Origin of the sequence: Alkalibacterium pelagium, assembly GCF_900109325.1 — a bacterium.
GTDB classification, from domain to species: domain Bacteria; phylum Bacillota; class Bacilli; order Lactobacillales; family Carnobacteriaceae_A; genus Alkalibacterium; species Alkalibacterium pelagium.
In genome coordinates this window covers 1-17,239 of sequence record NZ_FNZU01000023.1, presented here as the reverse complement: position 1 = coordinate 17,239, position 17,239 = coordinate 1, and the positions used below count along the sequence as shown (strand labels likewise).

Here is a 17,239-nt window from a genome sequence, read left to right as displayed (position 1 = left end):
CAAACATCGGTGAATTACAATTGGGAATACTTTAAACATCAAGCCAAAGCACACCTGGAAAGCGATTATGGAAAACGGATCTATGCACAGCGAAAAATTGACGTAGAAACTGTTTTCGGTCGGATGAAAGGTGTCTTTGGCATGCGACGGGTTCATGTCAGAGGGAATCAAGCCGTTCATAATGACATCGGCTTGATGCTTATGAGCATGAATTTAACGAAACTGATCCTCGAACTCCGAAGAAAAGGCGGACATCCTTCTACATCTTCAGAAAAAGGAAAAAAGAACAATGAAGGCCATCTAAAACCGACGGTTTTCATTGTTCTTTTTTTGTTAAGAACTGGTTTTTTCCCAGCCCCTCTTTTTATGCCTTCTTTACAGTGATCCCAGCAAACTGAATCATTTCATTACTAATATTTTTATCAGTGTCAATAGAGATAGTTAGACAAGCTAATCACTTTTGTCCTCTGCCTATTATTTATTAGAAAAGAGTCAAAAAAAAGGCATCTACCTGCACATCTATATGCAGATTGATGCCTAATTTCGAATGATTAAGCTTAGATTGCAAAATTACATTAGCTGCCCCAACCTTATTCATCAGTATTGCAAAAAATCTATATCTTGTTCCTGAAACTATTTCAAAGAACCTACTAGTACATAAGCGCCTGCCCTATTATTTCTTAAAGAAATAACTTTCTAAATTTTTCGGTACAGCGATGTTTAGCATTTACTACTTTTTCCCGACTACATTTCAGTTCTTCGGCGATAGTGTCATAGGTGTATCCTTTATAGCACATCACACACACTTCTCTCTCAAAGGGAGACAAATACACAAGGTAGTCCTCTACCGTTTCTTCAATAATCGGCCAATCTTCAGGTCCTGGACTACTGAAGGATTCTGATAGCTGGAGGCCTGATTCTTCAATCATGCCATCTAATGACAAGGCATCACGAATGGATTGTCTTTTTAACGCATTATTCCACCTGATCAACCGGTTGAAGTGATTATCCATACAAAGGCAGATATACTGATTGAACGTCATCCCTTTATTAAATTCATATTTTTGAGAAGATTCGACTAGGACAAGGCACGCCTCCTGATAAAGATCATCTCGGTCGTAACCTTTTATGTACCGTCTGACTATCGCTCTATTGATTAATAATTGACACCTGTCAAGCAGAACAGGAAAGGCACTGTGGTCGCCTGACTGTATCTGGTAGATCAGAGAATCATTGATCGGGTCATTGATGTCTCTATATGGCTTGTTTTTTCTCGGGGTGTTCGTTACTGGGTTAGTCTGCATCCATTTTTCTCCTTCTGTAGATTGTTTGATCAATTACAGAATAGGACATTTCAAGTAGTAGGCTGTTTCTTTGAAAGCGTTTCAATAATTATACTATCCAATTGTTAATATAGTCATCAAAGTTTTTAATATTGTGAGGAATTTCTCATGAAAAGCGATTGAAAAATAAACCTTGTACTAAAAGATGTTATATCACATCAAAAGTACAAGGTTTATTTTATGACTATTTTTCATCTAGAGATCGTGCAATCATCTGCTGATACAAACTCTCAAGCTGCTTCTTGTCTTTATCTTTAAGAGGAGAATTACGCGAGCGGTTCTGCATCCGGTAGACGGCGCTGTCGATGGCAATCTTTTTCTTCGCGCTCTGGACGTCTTTATAGAGCTCATTGGCTGACTTACGGGTCGCACCTTTCTGGAATACGATCCATTGTTCGGCCAGATCTGAGGTCGCGACCTGTACATGCGTAATCAGAAGATTTTCTTCTCCGACTGCTTTTTCAATGAAACTGTCAGCTGTCTCGCCTTCACTTGTGAAAATGACTGCCACTTCATACTTGTCGTAACGTTGTGCTATGCCAGGAACCAGCTGAGCATCAAAGACGATCCTTACTTCGATACCTTCGTATTTAGCATAGTTGCTCAGTTCATTAAGCAGATAGTCTCTGGCATCAGCCATCTTGTCCTGTCGCTTCAGTCTGGCCAGGTCAGGCCAGGCTCCGATCATATTATATCCGTCTACATACAGCAGTTCCTTCTTCACGTCACTCTCCTCCTCTCGTTATTAATAGATTTTACTCATTAGATTCATTCTTAAAGAGCATGTCTTTTACGATAAACTTCATACATCAATAGTCCTGAAGCGACTCCGGCGTTTAAGCTCTGAACATTTCCCACCATTGGGATAGACAAGGTCTCGTCAACTTTGTCCTTGACCAGTCTCGAGATTCCTTTGCCCTCGTTTCCGATGACCAGTCCGACTGGAGAGGACACGTCCCAGTGACGGTAGTCTTTACCTTTCATGTCCGTTCCGAAAATCCACAGGCCACGATCCTTCAGCTCGTCGATGGTCGTCGCCATGTTCGTGACCCGTGCCACCAGCACATGTTCGATCGCTCCAGCTGAAGCCTTCGCCACTGTCGACGTCAGACCGACAGCCCGTCTTTTAGGAATAATGACGCCATGTACCCCACTGGCATCGGCAGTTCTCAATATGGATCCCAGGTTGTGCGGGTCTTCGATTCCGTCCAGCAGAAGAAAGAAAGGCTGTTCATTTTTCTTTTCTGCCTCTTCAAACAGTTCGTCGATCGAGGCATAGTTCACTGGACTAGTCGCTAAGACCAGACCCTGGTGATTGCCTCCATCGGACAAGGTATCCAGTTTCGATTTCGGCACGAAGGACAGCTGCACCTTCCTTTTCTTCGCTTCAGAAAGTATGCTGCTGATTTTTCCGCCTTCCAGTCCGTCCTGAACAAACAGCTTGTTGACATCACGGTCGGACTTCAATGTTTCCAAAACTGGGTTTCTGCCGTAGACCATCTCGTCTGATTCTACGGCTTCTTTACTTTCCTGTGGCTTTCTGGACTGGGGTTTATTCGTGTGTAAACCGCCTTTGCCTGTGCGTTTATGATTCGGTTTTTTTGGCATGTGCACCGCTCCTTTCCTTTATCTTTCTTCTATTGCCTGAATGCACCAGTCTGTCAGCTCATTGAGACGATCGGACTGCTCCGTTAAATGGAGGTAACCCATGACTGCTTCAAAACCCGTCGAATAGCTGTAGGTCTGCGCATCCGTATTTTTTGCTTTTGTATAGCTTTTTGCATTACGTCCACGTTTGAAATAATCGATTTCTTCCTCAGTCAAATGATCTGCATCCATCAGTTCCTGAATCAGATATGCCTGAGCTTTAGCCGAGACATAGGTCGTGGCCTTTGTATGCAGTACATTTGGCTTAGTCTGCCCTTGAGCAATCAGATGCTCTCTGACCCTGAGTTCATAAATGGCATCTCCCAGATAAGCGAGTGCCAGTCCATTCAGCAGACGCGGGTCCGTTGCTTTACTCATGGCCGCTTCCTCGTTTCCATCTGACTCCTTGAGCAGTGTCTTCTAGAATGATGTTCTGATCTTTAAGCTGATCTCTAATTTCATCCGCACGCTGGAAGTTCCGGTCTTTTCTGGCTTGTTCTCTTTCTTTTATCAGCGCTTCGATATCAGAATCCAGCAAGTCTTCTTCCACAGACAAGCTGATTCCAAAGATACTCATCAGCTCTTCAAGCAGATTGAGACTCGCTTCCATCACTTGCTTGGAAACATCTGCTTCTTCCACGTAACGGTTGATGAACCGTACCAGATCATATACGACAGTGATGCCGTTTTGAGTCTGGAAGTCATCATCCATCTGTGTGATGAACTGATTTCTGAACTGATCGATCTGTTCCAGCAGGGACTGCTCATCGTCAGTCTGTTCAGCTGCCTGATCCAGTCTATGGCTCGCATTGAAGTAAGCTGTCTGGATACGGTTGAGATTCGTTTTCGCTTCTTCTATTGCATCCAGGGAGTAGTTGATTGGTCGTCTGTAATGAGCCGTCGACATGAAGAATCGCAGAGCTTTAGGATCATGCTGCGCTCTCAGGTCTTTCAGAAGCACAAAGTTCCCTAAAGATTTACTCATTTTTTCATCGTCCATTGTGACGAACCCGTTATGGATCCAGTAATTGGCAAATGTCTTATGCGTCTTGGCTTCTGTCTGAGCAATTTCATTCTCATGATGCGGGAAAGTCAGATCCTGACCGCCGGCATGAATGTCGATCGTATCTCCGAGATATTTTGTAGCCATGACTGAACATTCGATATGCCAGCCTGGACGGCCATGACCCCACGGAGACTCCCAGCTGATTTCGCCTTCTTTCGCTGCTTTCCATAAAGCAAAATCGAGAGGATCCTCTTTCTTGGACGTTTCATCACCAAGCCGGTTGCTCGCTCCGGACTCCAGTTCATCTAATGAAATGCGGCTCAGCTGGCCATATTTCTCAAACTTACGTGTTCTGTAGTAGACATCTCCGTCAGACTCATAGGCAAAGCCGTTGGCGATCAATGCTTCGATAAATGTAATGATGTCGGGAATAGACTCCATAACACGAGGTGTATGATTCGGTTTTTGAACTTCGAGTGCTTCTGTGTCCTCAAAGAATGCGTTAATAAAGGTCTCAGCTACTTCCGGAGCCGTCTTGCCCAGTTCCGCAGCTGCTCGAATGATTTTGTCATCGACATCCGTGAAGTTGGAGACATAATCGACATCGTAGCCTCTGTAGGTGAAGTACCGGCGGATGGTATCGAACGCGACCGTACTTCTTGCATTACCTATATGAATGTAATTGTATACCGTCGGTCCGCATACATACATCTTGACCTTTCCTTCTTCTAAAGGGGTAAATTTCTCTTTCTGACGAGTCAATGTATTATACAGCTGAATCATGCATCCTGACTCCTTTCTCTTTTCATTTAGTCTCATTATACAAGAATCAGACTCGACTTGCTTCTGATTCCTTTTTTCAGTCAATGGAAAAGCCACGCAAGCCGCTTGAAAAAACAGTCCGGCTGCATGGCTTTATCCTGCCTTACTTATCTCTAATCAGTTTTCAGGCTTCGATGATCTCTTTTGCTTTTTCAAGATTGCTCAAGACTTTATCTCTTCCAAGAAGTTCGATCGCATCATTCAGCTGAGGTCCGTGCTGCTGACCGGTCACGGCCACACGGATCGGCATGAATAAGTTCTTGCCTTTTACACCAGTTTCCTTCTGTACGGCTTTGATCGCTTTCTTGATTGTATCTGCTTCAAACGGTTCAGCATTTCTGATCTGCTCGCTGAAAGCATCCAGAACAGCTGGAACGGTGTCGCCTTGAAGCACCTCTTTCGCTTCAGCCGACCATTCGAGAGAGTCTTCGAAGAACAATGTAGCCAGTTTAGTGATCTGAGCTGCATAGCTCATCTGATCCTGGTAAAGAGCCACCAGTTTTCTGATCCATTCGCCTTTTTCTTCAGACGGATTGCTTTCGATGTAGCCTGCTTCTACAAGGTGAGGCACAGCTTTAAGTGTCAGTTCACCCAGGTCCATGTCTTTCATATACTGGTTGCTGATCCACTCCAGTTTCTTGGCATCAAAGGCCGCTGGAGAAGTTCCCAGACGTTTATGATCGAACATGTCGATGAACTGTTCTTTAGAGAAGAGCTCGTCTTCTCCAACTGGTGACCAGCCAAGCAATGTAATAAAGTTGAACAGGGCTTCAGGCAGATAACCAAGCTCACGATACTGTTCAATAAACTGAAGAATCGTTTCATCACGCTTACTTAGTTTCTTACCTGTTTCGCTGTTGATGATCAGTGTCATGTGTCCGAACTGAGGCATCTTCCATTCAAAGGCTTCATATACCATCATCTGTTTAGGTGTGTTGGCAATGTGGTCATCTCCACGAAGCACGTGGGTGATCTTCATGTAATGATCATCGACCGCTACTGCAAAGTTATAGGTCGGCATGCCGTCACGTTTTCTGATGACCCAGTCGCCACCTACAGAATCAGATTCGAATGTGATCATTCCTTTGACCATATCTTCAAATGTGTACGTACTGCCTTTAGGAACTCGGATACGAATAACTGGCGTAATGCCTTCCGCTTCTTTTTCTCTCTGTTCAGCTGCAGTTAAATGCGCACATTTTCCACTGTAGTGTGGCATCTCTCCACGTGCACGCTGCGCTTCACGTTCAGCTTCCAGTTCTTCAGTCGTGCAGTAGCACTTATAGGCACGGTTGCTTGCCAGCAGCTGATCGACTAGCGGATCATAGTAATCCAGACGCTCAGACTGACGGTACGGACCATACTCGCCTCCGACATCTGCGCTCTCATCCCAGTCGATTCCCAGCCATTTTAAATTGTCCAGCTGGCTCTGCTCTCCTGTTTCAACGTGACGTTTGCGGTCAGTATCCTCGATACGGATAATAAAATCTCCACCATGGTGGCGGGCATATAAGTAGTTGAATAATGCTGTTCGTGCATTTCCGATGTGTAGGTGTCCAGTTGGACTCGGTGCGTAACGCACACGGACTTTTTCTGTCATGAGTAAACTCTCCTTTTTGGTTTCCCTTACTATTAACTTACCATTATTTTCAGTTTTCTTCCATACATTAAAACCTTGCAATACTAGCTCAGATTGCCTTCTTCCACCAGCAGTCGGGCAAAAGCATAGTCAAGCGGTGTGGTGATTTTCAGGTTCTTTTCAAGTCCTTCAATCATTTTTACATCGGTCCCCAGTCTCTCGACCAGCTCGCCTTCTTCATTGCCGTAATACTTATCGGCATTGGCTTTATCCATAGCTTCGATCAGACAGGTTGTCTCAAATGCCTGAGGGGTCTGAACATGTCTGACTTCCGGACGATATAAAGACTGCATCACCTTATCTCCCTTGACCAGTTTCATTGAATCTTTAGCAGGAATTCCGGGAATGACGGCTGAAAACTCTTTTAGACCCTCCAGCAGAAGATTTACTAGATCAGTATGAATGAAGGGCCGAGCTGCATCATGAACAAGTATATATGGGGCGGAATTTTCCGCCAATGCTTTCAGCGCTTGAGCGACGCTGTCCTGCCTTTCACTTCCACCAATAACAAGATTGACTTGTTCAGGCAACCCGCCATAGAGATTATTCATCGCCGTGATCAACGCTTCTTTATCTCTTTTTCGAATGACGAGCCATATTTTACGGCAGGACTCATCATCCAGAAAAAGGCTTAATGAATAGTCAAACACTGGCCGGTCCCCTAAAGGCAGCAGTATTTTATTCACCTCAGGATGATCATTGAATCGACTGGCTGAACCAGCTGCCAGAATGATGACATCGTAAGTCTGCTTCATGCCTGATCTTTCCTGTCATCGATCGCTTTCTGATCATTCAGAAGTTTAGCGAAAATCATACGTCCGGCATTGGTCTGAAGTGAACTTGTCACGACCACATCGACTCTGTCGTTCATGTGATGTCGTCCCTCTTCCACTACGACCATCGTTCCGTCGTCCAGGTAGGCCACGCCCTGCGCTCGTTCTGTTCCGTTCTTGACGATCATGACCTGCATCTCTTCACCAGGTATGACGACCGGTTTGACTGCATTCGCCAGCTGATTGATATTCAGGACCGGAACGTTCTGAAATTCCGCTACTTTGTTTAAATTATAATCATTGGTCACGATCATCCCATCCAGTTTCTTGGACAGGTGAACCAGTTTCAGATCGACTTCTTCTGCTTCCGGAATATCACTGTCGTCCATTTCAAGAGAAATCCCTTCCTCTTTCTGTAAGGCATTCAGTATGTCCAGACCTCTTCGTCCTCTGACCCGTTTCAGACTGTCAGAGGAATCTGCGATATACTGCAGCTCTTTCAGAACATAATGCGAAACAACGAACGACCCTTCAAGAAAACCGGTTTTCACCACATCCAGAATACGGCCATCTATGATCGCGCTAGTGTCCAGCACTTTGTACTTACGGAACGAATCGCCACTTTTCCGTTCCAGCACGTCTTCATTCTCAGTTTTTTCCGTTTTCGGACTGAACAGACGTCTAATTTCTTCCCGACGCGACGTACCCAGCTGAAAGCCCAGGCTGGCTAGTACGACTGTCAGAATCAGAGGAACTACGTCACTTATTATGATCATATTCAAAGCGCCTAAAATAATACTGATCAATACAGAAAGAATAAGTCCAATAATTGCGCCCAGACTTCCGAACATTAAATAAGCGACACTAAATCTGCTGAATGATTTTTCAATTTTCTTGATTCCTTTTTCAATCGGTCTGACAGCGAGAAACGACAGCATATAAAACACACCTGCCCCAATCCCCATCCCGACTATCGGATTCAACAGCCACCTAGGAATGATGTCAAAATTATCGATCATTTCTGGGAACAAATTGTATCCGAGACTTCCTCCTACAAGGATAAAAGTCAATATAATCAGTTTCGATACCATGTCTTCCCTCCTTTTATTATTTCTAACTACTAGTCTAGTATAACAGCTGATCTGCTGAAACCGACGAACGGCGCTTTTTCAATTTAAGAAAAAGCGCGTCTGATCGCATCAGCCAGTGTCGTACATCCTATAATTTCTATATTTTTAGGGAAGTCCCAGCCGTCCATATTATTTTTCGGTAGAAAAACCCGTTTGAATCCAAGCTTCGCAGCTTCATTTACCCGCTGATCGATTTTGGAGACTCGACGGATTTCTCCGGTCAGTCCAATCTCTCCAATAAAGCAGTCGGTCGGCCGCGTCTCTTTTTCCTTGTAGCTCGAAGCGATGCTGATCGCAATCGACAGATCGATCGCCGGTTCGTCCAGTTTCACGCCCCCTGCCGCTTTAAGGTAAGCATCCTGATTCTGAAGAAGCAGGCCTGCACGCTTTTCCAGTACAGCCATGATCAGAGACACCCGGGAATAATCCAGCCCGCTCGCCGTCCTTTTGGCATTACCAAATACTGTCGGAGAAATCAGAGACTGAATCTCTACTAGTATAGGCCTTGTCCCTTCCATCGCAGCAACAACCGCCGACCCAGTCGCTCCGGACAGTCGTTCTTCCAGGAAGAGCTGAGAAGGATTGAGCACTTCTTCCAGTCCCCCATTTTTCATTTCAAAGATCCCTATCTCATTGGTCGAGCCGAAACGGTTCTTGACCGCACGTAAGATACGGAAGGTGTGATGCCGTTCGCCTTCAAAGTAAAGCACCGTATCCACCATATGCTCGAGCATACGTGGACCGGCGATTGCCCCTTCCTTGGTTACGTGTCCGACAATGAAAATCGCAATATCGTTCATCTTGGCTATCTGCATCAGAGTGGACGTCGACTCCCTGACCTGTGAGACACTTCCGGACGCACTATCGATTCCGGCATGATGCATGGTCTGAATCGAGTCAATGACCACATAATCCGGCTTCAGTTCTTCGATCGTCTCCTGAATGGCACTGACTTCCGTTTCAGCATACCGATAAAAGTCTGAGCCTCGCAGTTCCAGCCGTTCCGCCCGCATCTTGATCTGAGAGGCACTTTCCTCTCCTGATACATACAGAACTTTCCCGCCATTCTGGTTCAGCTGAGCTGAAACCTGCAGCAGCAAAGTAGACTTCCCGATTCCCGGATCTCCACCGATCAGCACGAGCGATCCTGGAACGACTCCTCCGCCTAAGACTCTGTTGAATTCTGTCAGGTCAGTCTTGACCCGTTCTTCCTTTTCGATTGTAATGTCAGTGATCGGCTCAGCCTTGGAAGTTTTTCCACTGATCGTCACTCTGCTTCGGCTGTCAGTCTTATCCGGCAGTTTTTCTTCGACCATCTGGTTCCATGAGCCGCAGCTCGGACACTTCCCTAAATACTTGGGTGATTCATATCCGCAGTTCTGACATACAAATACCGTTGCTTTCTTCTTTGCCAATCTATTAACTCCTTCAGCCTGAAATTATCTTCCGCTTGATCCAAATCCGCCTGTGCGCACTGAAAAGTCATCTGTTTCCTGATCTGCTGTTTCGTATTTAGTGAATATACCTTGGGCAATACGTTCACCTTTTTTTATTTCTACATCCTCTAGTCCATAATTAATGATCTGAACAAAAATTTCGCCCTCATTGCCGTCGTTATTATAATAATCCGAATCGATTACTCCAATGCCATTGGGCACGGCCAGCTGCCGCTTCATCGGATTGCTCGACCGGTTCGCCAGAAGCAGGTACTCATTCTCCGGCATATAGGCTTTGACGCCTGTCGGAATAAGTGTGGAACCAACTGGGTTTCCTTCAAAATTTCCTGTCTGCATAGCTTTAAATACTGACGGAATGACAATATCCTGAGAAGCCGTCAAATCATACCCTGCAGATCCTTTTGTCGCCCGTTTAGGCAGGCTCAGCTCCTGATCTTTATACTTGTCTACAATTTCAAATCCTCTAATTCTAGTCATAATATCTCCTGTTTCTTCAATTAAACTGAAACAGATTGCTGACCCCTTTCCATACCTTCAGTTGATAGTGTAATAAGTCTATTTTACACTAAACTTGCTGCTTTATAAACGACCAGTTTATATACTAAAAAAAACCTCTCTGATTACACATTATATGTAATTCAGAGAGGAAAAAAGGGGGTGTATTTAATTGACCAACCTTACCTCGTCTTAACGGATAACGTTAGTAGTTTCTGGATCGAAGAAGTGTGATTTACCCATATCGAAGGCCAAGTCAACATTCTCACCAGGTGTGTGATAGTCACGAGCATCAACTCGAGCGATAAACTCAAGAGAGCCGACTTGTGAGTAAAGCATTGTTTCTGCTCCTAGAAGCTCAGAAACAGTTACTTTCGATGTGACAACTGTTCCAGGAGAAGCATCCAGTGCAACCTGCTCACTCTTGATGTCTTCAGGACGGATACCAAATACAAGTTTAGCTCCATCTTTGTACCCTTTATCGTTAAGAGTTTTCAGTTTCCCTTGAGGCACTTCGACAGTTAATCCGTCTCCGTTGGAAATTTTGTTCCCTTGAAGAGTGACATCAAAGAAGTTCATCGCAGGAGATCCGATGAATCCGCCAACGAATGTATTAACAGGTGTGTCATAAACTTCTTTAGGTGTTCCGATTTGCTGAATGAATCCGTCTTTCAGGATAACGATACGGTCAGCCATTGTCATCGCTTCAGTCTGGTCGTGTGTTACATAGATTGAAGTTGTATTCAGACGCTGGTGAAGTTTCGCAATTTCAGCACGCATCGCTACACGCAGTTTAGCATCCAAGTTTGACAGAGGTTCATCCATCAGGAATACTTTAGCATCACGAACAATCGCACGTCCTAGAGCTACACGCTGACGTTGTCCACCAGATAGTGCAGCTGGTTTACGGTCCAGAAGCTCAGTTAATCCTAAGATGCTTGCCGCATTTTCCACACGATCTTTGATCTCATCTTTTTTATATTTACGTAGTTTAAGACCAAATGCCATGTTGTCGAATACAGTCATGTGCGGATAAAGCGCATAGTTCTGGAATACCATCGCGATGTCACGGTCTTTAGGCGCAACATCATTCATCATAGTGTCGCCGATCCAAAGTTCTCCGTCAGTGATTTCTTCAAGTCCTGCGATCATACGAAGTGTTGTGGATTTACCACAACCAGAAGGTCCAACGAATACGATAAATTCGCGGTCTTTCACTCTCATATCAAAATCAGATACCGCAAAGTCATCTGAGTTGTCGTAACGTTTGTAAATATTTTTCATTGCCATTTCTACCATAGGTAATCACCTTTCCTGTTTAAGATTATATTGATTCTCAGTAAGAATGAATCAAATTCATTGATTAGTTGACAATACCTATTGTAATGGAAACGTTTTTCTTCCGCTATGTAAACGTGCACAAAATCAGTGTAAGCGTTTTGTGCACAGTGACTAAATGACAGAGAACTAGCATTTCAAAATGATAGTAGGGATTGTTTTAGAGTAATTCAAGCATATCAATCATTCATCATTTTCTGAACTTTCCTTGATACTTAAACAATGTAAGCACTTCCTGTTGATTTTGTATCAAGATATAGTATAATTAGTTTGTGAAATAAAATACGAATAAGGATGTGTGTTGGATGTTCGATTTAAAAGGCAAGGTGGCTGTCATTACGGGTGGCGCATCAGGAATCGGTCTGGCTACAGTAGAAGCGTTCCTGGATAAAGGCGCTAAAGTCGTATTAAGTGATTACAATGCAGAAGATGGTCAGAAGCATGCTGACCGGTTGAGCGAGAAAGGCGACGTCATGTTCGTCAAGGCAGATGTATCGAATGAATCAGATGTCAAGGCACTGATTGACAAGACAGTAGACGTGTATGGCTCAGTTGATGTCCTGTTCAATAATGCCGGAATCGGTGCTCAAGGGGCAACTCACGAGCTGACATATGAAGATTACAGTAAAGTTATTAAAATCAACCAGGATGGGGTCTTTTTCGGAAGCAAGTATGCTGTACAGCAGATGAGAAAAAATGGTGGGGGAGTCGTCATTAACTGTGCCTCCATTCTTGGCATCGTCGGTGAGCCCACAGCTTATGCCTACAATGCGTCCAAAGGAGCGGTGGTTCTCATGACCAAGTCACTGGCTCTCCAGTACGCAAAAGACAATATCCGATGTGCAGCCGTTGCTCCAGGATATGTAGAGTCCGGTATGGTAAACAGAGAAGCACTGGGTGAATACTATGATAATCTGGTAGATAAACATCCTGTCGGGCGTTTGGGTGTGCCTGAAGAAATCGCCCATGCAGTTGTCTTCATAGCAGAAAATGAATTTCTGACAGGAATTACGCTGCCAGTCGACGGCGGATATACCTCTCAATAATGTTTATAAAAAGGATCAGACCACTGCAGAAGGGTCTGATCCTTTTTCCTATGTGAATGTTCGAATAACTCTGGCCGGTACTCCTGCAAGCACGACGTTATCCCCAAATGACCTTGTGACTACAGCTCCAGCCCCAACAACGACATTATTCCCAAGCGTCACCCCGCCGATTACTGTAGCACCTGCTCCCAACCAGCAGTTATCTCCAATGACTATCGGCTTGGCATATTCCAGCCCTTCAAATCGCTGACTTGAATCCATAGGATGGTCAGGTGTAACTAATGAAACCCCTGGGCCAAGCAGTGCATTTTTCCCAATCCTGATTTCTCCGGCATCCAGCAGGATACAGTGGAAGTTAGCATAGAAATGATCTCCAACATGGATGTTGTACCCATAGTCAACACGCAGCCCCGGCTCAACCTTAATTCTACCTTCAATCGTCTGAAAAATTTCTTTTATCCATTTCCCTCTGGCATGTTCATCTTCGAGTTGATTATACATATGTGTCAACCGGTGTGCTCGCTCCCGCTCCTTGACCAGCTCCTGATCCATCGGGTCGTATAGCTCACCATTCTGCTTTTTTTCTTTTTCAGATCGCATAACATGTTCCCTCCCTGTATCCGCTAGTAATGTTTGCTCTATTCTACCACATAATTCTATTATCCCAATCCTTTCAGTAGTACTGCACTTGAATCGTAACTTACTCCATAACAAAAGAATAACAGGCAGCGAGCAATGTTAAACTTGTTCGCTGCCTGTATTGAATTACCGACCATATAAGACCTAGTTATAACGGTCCTCAGCTTCTTCAAACAATTGTTCATACAATTCTATCTCATAGTCATCTGTTGTCATAAATTGATAGTCACTAACCTCTCCAAGTGTACTGAACTCCTGAATAGACTGATTGACAATAGATTTTTCAAAATGATACTTCCCGAACCCCATATATTCTATCCCCCAGCTGCCATCACTTCCCTCAAAAAGGAATAAAAGATAGTCTTCTCCTTGTTCCATAGGTACATAGTGTTCAACAGTCGATATTTCTCCACTAGACAGGTAGTATAATTCTGTAACATCCACCGTATCCCCTACAGAAAGTGCATCTCCTTTAAAAACTTCTGTAATTTCAACTTCAGTTAACGTAGATGTAATCCGTGCATCCGGATCAGCTGCATTGTCATGGTTGCCAAATTCAATAACTCCATTCATTCTGCCATTAACGATGACTTCTGCTCTCTCTTCGACATCTTCTAATGATTCCGGAAGAGCATATGAGCCTGAAGATTGAGTAAATGAGTTTATTGCCAGATTTGGATCAAGCTCTTCAATTTCTCTCGTCTGTTCGCTGCATCCGACTATAAATATACTGACGGCAACCATTAGCATAAAAATCTTTTCATTATTATGAGACATTTGTTTCCCCTCTCCTCACTTATCAACGCGAATATCTCCAGTTTAAATTTTCTCTATCAAGTTGACCTAAGTCACTCATTGATCGGATTATCCCTGTTCTCATGACACTTTGAGCTGAATCAGGCTGATGTTTTAATCCATAAGCATGACCAAACTCATGTAATGCTAACCATCTATAGTTATTCGTAGTAAATCCATCAAGTCTTGTTCTATCAAAGTTGATTTCAATAGTGCTTCCTCCAGAGCCCCCTGTCTGGAGCCCCCACCAAGTTGTACTATCAGTATTAGTGCGAGCTACTATTCTAGCATCCGTTATTTGACCTACTAATCTATTATTAACTCCGCTAACTTGATTAAGACGATATGAAGCATGTAGAAATGCATCTGCATGACTTCCTGCTCTTGCAAGATTTACCCAAGGTGAATTATTAGCAAACTGATACGCAAAGTTGTATACGCTTGCATGTCTATGTACTGCAGACGCTCTAACAGGAAATGTAAGTACGGAGACAAAAGAAAATACGAATAAAAACTATTTAATTTTTGGTTTCATAATACTACCTCCATCTGTATTATTTTTTTAAAAAAGTTTCTTACGAGATATAACATCATTTAATAATATGGTTATCTCCTTTCAATAAAATAATATTTAATTGATAACCAAATTGTAGCAATAAAAAAAAAGAAACAATCCTTTTTTATATTTTAATTATTACTTTTTTATGATGCTTTATTTTTTCAAAGTTATATAAACACTAATAAAGAAATTGGCGTTTGTGAAGTAGGTCATCGTTTCTAAATTGATGAATGAAACATCTGGAGCGAAGCTGGACATTAAGAGGAGCTTTGCTTACTGCAGAAAGAGAGAGAAAAGGAATTGAAGTCGAATATTATTCAAATGAAAACGAAAATAATTAGCAATCACTTTTCTGAATGATGTTTCACTGCTATGCTAGCAAAATTAATCTACTAAACCTCTTGAGATATTAAGCCATTTATATAATCATGTTTTCAAACTTTGGATGGAATTCTGATGACAACAAATTAACATATATCCATCAATTTACACTCATTGACATCCCTGTATATTCAATTTAAAATAAGGAAGAACTTACTTTTTTACAGTAAACTATATTATCTTACTGTATACCCCAGTGGAGCGAATATAATGACTTATTCTTTTTTACAGCCATACACTTTTAACAATGGGACCACTTTAAAAAATCGCATACTCATGGCGCCTATGACCACAAGTTCCAGCACTTCTGAAGGATATGTCACTGAAGAAGAGCTGATTTATTATCTGGTTAGATCAGGGGGCCCCGGAGCTGTCATCACCGCTTGCGCCTATGTCGCTTCGGAAGGCCAGGCTTTTCCAAACGGAATGAGTATTGCCAAAGATAAACACATTGAAGGGTTGAGCAGGCTGGCTCAAATCATTAAACTTCAAGGATCCAAAGCGATTCTCCAGATTTATCATGGCGGACGTATGAGCCAGAAACAGTATAACGGAGGGAGACAGCCTATATCACCTTCTCCTATCAGAGCTGAACGTCAATGGGCCGACACCCCTAAAGAGCTGACTGAGGCTGGTATCCATATCCTCATCCGCCAATTTGGAACAGCCGTTAAACGTGCTATTGATGCCGGCTTTGATGGCGTGGAGTTACATGGTGCAAATACCTACCTGCTTCAGCAGTTTTTCTCCCCTCACTCTAATCAGAGAAAGGATGAATGGGGAGGAAGTCTGACCAATCGCCTACGTTTTCCCATCGCAGTCGTCAAAGAATGCCAGTCGATCATTAACGAGTCCGCACCAGAGGGCTTCTTGCTAGGTTACCGTTTTTCTCCTGAAGAAATCGAAACGCCCGGTATACGCCTGACAGATACGTACCACTTGATTGATGCATTAATTACTGAAAACATTGACTATCTCCATTTGTCGGTCAACTACTATTATCAGCCATCATTAGTGGGCTTTCGAGAATATCAGACCCAGGTCCCTCATCAAATTGGTCAATATGTAGATGGACGGGTGCCGCTAATAAGCGTTGGCGCTATAAGAACAGCTGAAGATGCTGAGAAGGCTCTACAACACGCTGATCTCGTATCTTTAGGCAAACAGCTGATCATGGATCCAAAATGGGTACAGAAAGTTGAAGAACGGAAGGAACAAACTATCCGTACTTCTCTCGACTTCTCCAGGAAACATGAATACCTGATTCCAGATCCTCTTTGGTCAATGATTACGGAGGTACCGAACTGGTTTCCCGTTGATAAGTCATAGTCCAAGCCATGTTATACTGAACAGGTACCAGAATAAACTAATACACGAACACATATAGAAAGGAACATGATAATGGACATCACAATCACAGACAAAGCAGTGAGCTGGTTTGAAAAAGAACTGCTTCTGGAAAAAGGAGATGCCATCCGATTTTTCGGAAAAACATACGGCAGCACTGAGGTCCATGAGGGATTTTCGGTAGGAATGAGTGTAGATCAGCCAGAAGATGATGTTCTTGGAAAAACTGAAGTCAACGGCATCACTTACTTTGCTGGAACACAGGATGACTGGTTTTTCAATCGCTATAACCTTGAAGTAGACTACGATGAACAAAAAGACGAACCGATCTATCACTTTAACGAAAACTGATCCGATCTCATCGGATATAAATAGAACCCCCTTGAGCAGCCAGTACAATACTGGACAGCCCAAGGGGGTTGTGTTCTATCTATTTATCTAACTAAATGTAATAGGGCGTTGCTTAAATAAGGGTACAAAAAAACTCCGCAAGCAGGGCTCGAACCTGCGACAACACGATTAACAGTCGTGCGCTCTACCAACTGAGCTATTGCGGAATCACTTGAATGTCTTATATAAAAATAAAAGAGCTGCACGGCAACGTCCTGCTTTCACAAAGGGAAACCCTTCACTATCCTCGGCGCTGGGAAGCTTAACGGCTGTGTTCGGAATGGGAACAGGTGGATCCTTCCCGCCATCGTCACCGCACAGTGACTCTTCTATTAAACTGGAGAACGTTGTTCTCTCAAAACTAGACAGCTGATCAACACGAAACAACACCACTTACCCTTAACACACGTTGTGTGGTTAAGTCCTCGACCG

Annotated in this window: 17 protein-coding genes, 1 tRNA gene, 1 rRNA gene and 1 pseudogene; 4 read left to right on the top strand and 16 right to left on the bottom strand. The window is 43.5% G+C overall.

Annotated features, from left to right (window positions below; genetic code table 11):
• A pseudogene (locus BMX79_RS12755) lies at nt 1–246 on the top strand (transposase); the annotation flags it as partial.
• A gap of 434 nt (nt 247–680) precedes the next feature.
• Here BMX79_RS12755 and BMX79_RS12160 read toward each other — a convergent pair.
• The 11 genes from BMX79_RS12160 to BMX79_RS12110 form a co-directional block, all read right to left on the bottom strand.
• Nucleotides 681–1,304 (bottom strand): sigma-70 family RNA polymerase sigma factor, encoded by a 624-nt coding sequence (locus BMX79_RS12160; protein ID WP_091483077.1) that lies wholly within the window; start codon nt 1,302–1,304, stop codon nt 681–683.
• 223 nt (nt 1,305–1,527) lie between these two features.
• On the bottom strand, nt 1,528–2,067 hold the full coding sequence (locus BMX79_RS12155; protein ID WP_091483075.1) for an NYN domain-containing protein: 540 nt from the start codon (nt 2,065–2,067) through the stop codon (nt 1,528–1,530).
• A gap of 50 nt (nt 2,068–2,117) precedes the next feature.
• A complete protein-coding gene (gene rlmB / locus BMX79_RS12150) occupies nt 2,118–2,843 on the bottom strand; it encodes a 23S rRNA (guanosine(2251)-2'-O)-methyltransferase RlmB (protein ID WP_246117708.1) in 726 nt (241 codons plus the stop codon).
• A 126-nt stretch (nt 2,844–2,969) separates the two neighbouring features.
• On the bottom strand, nt 2,970–3,368 hold the full coding sequence (locus BMX79_RS12145) for a Mini-ribonuclease 3 (protein WP_091483071.1): 399 nt from the start codon (nt 3,366–3,368) through the stop codon (nt 2,970–2,972).
• Complete coding sequence (gene cysS, locus BMX79_RS12140; RefSeq protein ID WP_091483068.1) at nt 3,361–4,779, bottom strand: cysteine--tRNA ligase; 1,419 nt, start codon at nt 4,777–4,779, stop codon at nt 3,361–3,363. The genes BMX79_RS12145 and cysS overlap by 8 nt, the downstream gene beginning before the upstream one ends.
• 163 nt (nt 4,780–4,942) lie before the next feature.
• A complete protein-coding gene (gltX, locus tag BMX79_RS12135) occupies nt 4,943–6,418 on the bottom strand; it encodes a glutamate--tRNA ligase (RefSeq protein ID WP_091483066.1) in 1,476 nt (491 codons plus the stop codon).
• A gap of 83 nt (nt 6,419–6,501) precedes the next feature.
• Nucleotides 6,502–7,212, bottom strand: coding sequence for a 2-C-methyl-D-erythritol 4-phosphate cytidylyltransferase (gene ispD / locus BMX79_RS12130; RefSeq protein ID WP_091483064.1), 711 nt, complete (start codon nt 7,210–7,212; stop codon nt 6,502–6,504).
• Complete coding sequence (locus BMX79_RS12125) at nt 7,209–8,321, bottom strand: PIN/TRAM domain-containing protein (protein WP_091483062.1); 1,113 nt, start codon at nt 8,319–8,321, stop codon at nt 7,209–7,211. Before BMX79_RS12125 ends, ispD begins: the two co-directional genes overlap by 4 nt.
• 83 nt (nt 8,322–8,404) lie before the next feature.
• Nucleotides 8,405–9,775, bottom strand: coding sequence for a DNA repair protein RadA (gene radA / locus BMX79_RS12120; RefSeq protein ID WP_091483060.1), 1,371 nt, complete (start codon nt 9,773–9,775; stop codon nt 8,405–8,407).
• Between the two features lie 24 nt (nt 9,776–9,799).
• Entirely contained in the window at nt 9,800–10,294 is a 495-nt protein-coding gene (dut, locus tag BMX79_RS12115; RefSeq protein ID WP_091483058.1) for a dUTP diphosphatase, read from the bottom strand.
• A 210-nt stretch (nt 10,295–10,504) separates the two neighbouring features.
• Nucleotides 10,505–11,611, bottom strand: a complete 1,107-nt coding sequence (locus BMX79_RS12110; protein ID WP_091483056.1) for an ABC transporter ATP-binding protein — start codon at nt 11,609–11,611, stop codon at nt 10,505–10,507.
• A gap of 344 nt (nt 11,612–11,955) precedes the next feature.
• Here BMX79_RS12110 and BMX79_RS12105 point away from each other — a divergent pair, with 344 nt between their 5' ends.
• Nucleotides 11,956–12,696: an SDR family NAD(P)-dependent oxidoreductase gene (locus tag BMX79_RS12105; protein WP_091483054.1), complete on the top strand. Its 741-nt coding sequence runs from the start codon at nt 11,956–11,958 to the stop codon at nt 12,694–12,696.
• A gap of 48 nt (nt 12,697–12,744) precedes the next feature.
• Here BMX79_RS12105 and BMX79_RS12100 read toward each other — a convergent pair whose 3' ends face one another.
• The 3 genes from BMX79_RS12100 to BMX79_RS12830 form a co-directional block, all read right to left on the bottom strand.
• Nucleotides 12,745–13,296, bottom strand: a complete 552-nt coding sequence (locus tag BMX79_RS12100; protein WP_091483052.1) for a sugar O-acetyltransferase — start codon at nt 13,294–13,296, stop codon at nt 12,745–12,747.
• A gap of 183 nt (nt 13,297–13,479) precedes the next feature.
• Entirely contained in the window at nt 13,480–14,112 is a 633-nt protein-coding gene (locus BMX79_RS12095) for a hypothetical protein (RefSeq protein WP_091483050.1), read from the bottom strand.
• 22 nt (nt 14,113–14,134) lie between these two features.
• On the bottom strand, nt 14,135–14,413 hold the full coding sequence (locus BMX79_RS12830; RefSeq protein ID WP_373419242.1) for a matrixin family metalloprotease: 279 nt from the start codon (nt 14,411–14,413) through the stop codon (nt 14,135–14,137).
• An 867-nt stretch (nt 14,414–15,280) separates the two neighbouring features.
• Here BMX79_RS12830 and BMX79_RS12090 point away from each other — a divergent pair.
• Nucleotides 15,281–16,399 carry an NADH-dependent flavin oxidoreductase gene (locus BMX79_RS12090; RefSeq protein ID WP_091483048.1) on the top strand — a complete coding sequence of 373 codons (1,119 nt, stop codon included), beginning with the start codon at nt 15,281–15,283 and terminating at the stop codon, nt 16,397–16,399.
• Between the two features lie 72 nt (nt 16,400–16,471).
• Nucleotides 16,472–16,768, top strand: coding sequence for a HesB/YadR/YfhF family protein (locus BMX79_RS12085; protein WP_091483045.1), 297 nt, complete (start codon nt 16,472–16,474; stop codon nt 16,766–16,768).
• 133 nt (nt 16,769–16,901) lie between these two features.
• Here the strand turns inward: BMX79_RS12085 and BMX79_RS12080 are convergent.
• Both BMX79_RS12080 and rrf read right to left on the bottom strand, forming a co-directional pair.
• A tRNA-Asn gene (locus BMX79_RS12080) sits at nt 16,902–16,974 on the bottom strand.
• A gap of 35 nt (nt 16,975–17,009) precedes the next feature.
• Nucleotides 17,010–17,125, bottom strand: a 5S ribosomal RNA gene (gene rrf / locus BMX79_RS12075).
• Nucleotides 17,126–17,239: the final 114 nt, after the last annotated feature.

What these genes read in the sequence shown, in the direction of transcription:
- gltX (WP_091483066.1), bottom strand. Translation starts at nt 6,418, where the DNA reads ATGACAGAAAAAGTCCGTGTGCGTTACGCACCGAGTCCAACTGGACAC.
- rlmB (WP_246117708.1), bottom strand. Translation starts at nt 2,843, where the DNA reads ATGGTCTACGGCAGAAACCCAGTTTTGGAAACATTGAAGTCCGACCGT.
- cysS (WP_091483068.1), bottom strand. Translation starts at nt 4,779, where the DNA reads ATGATTCAGCTGTATAATACATTGACTCGTCAGAAAGAGAAATTTACC.
- BMX79_RS12145 (WP_091483071.1), bottom strand. Translation starts at nt 3,368, where the DNA reads ATGAGTAAAGCAACGGACCCGCGTCTGCTGAATGGACTGGCACTCGCT.
- BMX79_RS12125 (WP_091483062.1), bottom strand. Translation starts at nt 8,321, where the DNA reads ATGGTATCGAAACTGATTATATTGACTTTTATCCTTGTAGGAGGAAGT.
- BMX79_RS12105 (WP_091483054.1), top strand. Translation starts at nt 11,956, where the DNA reads ATGTTCGATTTAAAAGGCAAGGTGGCTGTCATTACGGGTGGCGCATCA.
- BMX79_RS12095 (WP_091483050.1), bottom strand. Translation starts at nt 14,112, where the DNA reads ATGTCTCATAATAATGAAAAGATTTTTATGCTAATGGTTGCCGTCAGT.
- BMX79_RS12085 (WP_091483045.1), top strand. Translation starts at nt 16,472, where the DNA reads ATGGACATCACAATCACAGACAAAGCAGTGAGCTGGTTTGAAAAAGAA.
- BMX79_RS12100 (WP_091483052.1), bottom strand. Translation starts at nt 13,296, where the DNA reads ATGCGATCTGAAAAAGAAAAAAAGCAGAATGGTGAGCTATACGACCCG.
- BMX79_RS12090 (WP_091483048.1), top strand. Translation starts at nt 15,281, where the DNA reads ATGACTTATTCTTTTTTACAGCCATACACTTTTAACAATGGGACCACT.
- BMX79_RS12110 (WP_091483056.1), bottom strand. Translation starts at nt 11,611, where the DNA reads ATGGTAGAAATGGCAATGAAAAATATTTACAAACGTTACGACAACTCA.
- ispD (WP_091483064.1), bottom strand. Translation starts at nt 7,212, where the DNA reads ATGAAGCAGACTTACGATGTCATCATTCTGGCAGCTGGTTCAGCCAGT.
- BMX79_RS12160 (WP_091483077.1), bottom strand. Translation starts at nt 1,304, where the DNA reads ATGCAGACTAACCCAGTAACGAACACCCCGAGAAAAAACAAGCCATAT.
- dut (WP_091483058.1), bottom strand. Translation starts at nt 10,294, where the DNA reads ATGACTAGAATTAGAGGATTTGAAATTGTAGACAAGTATAAAGATCAG.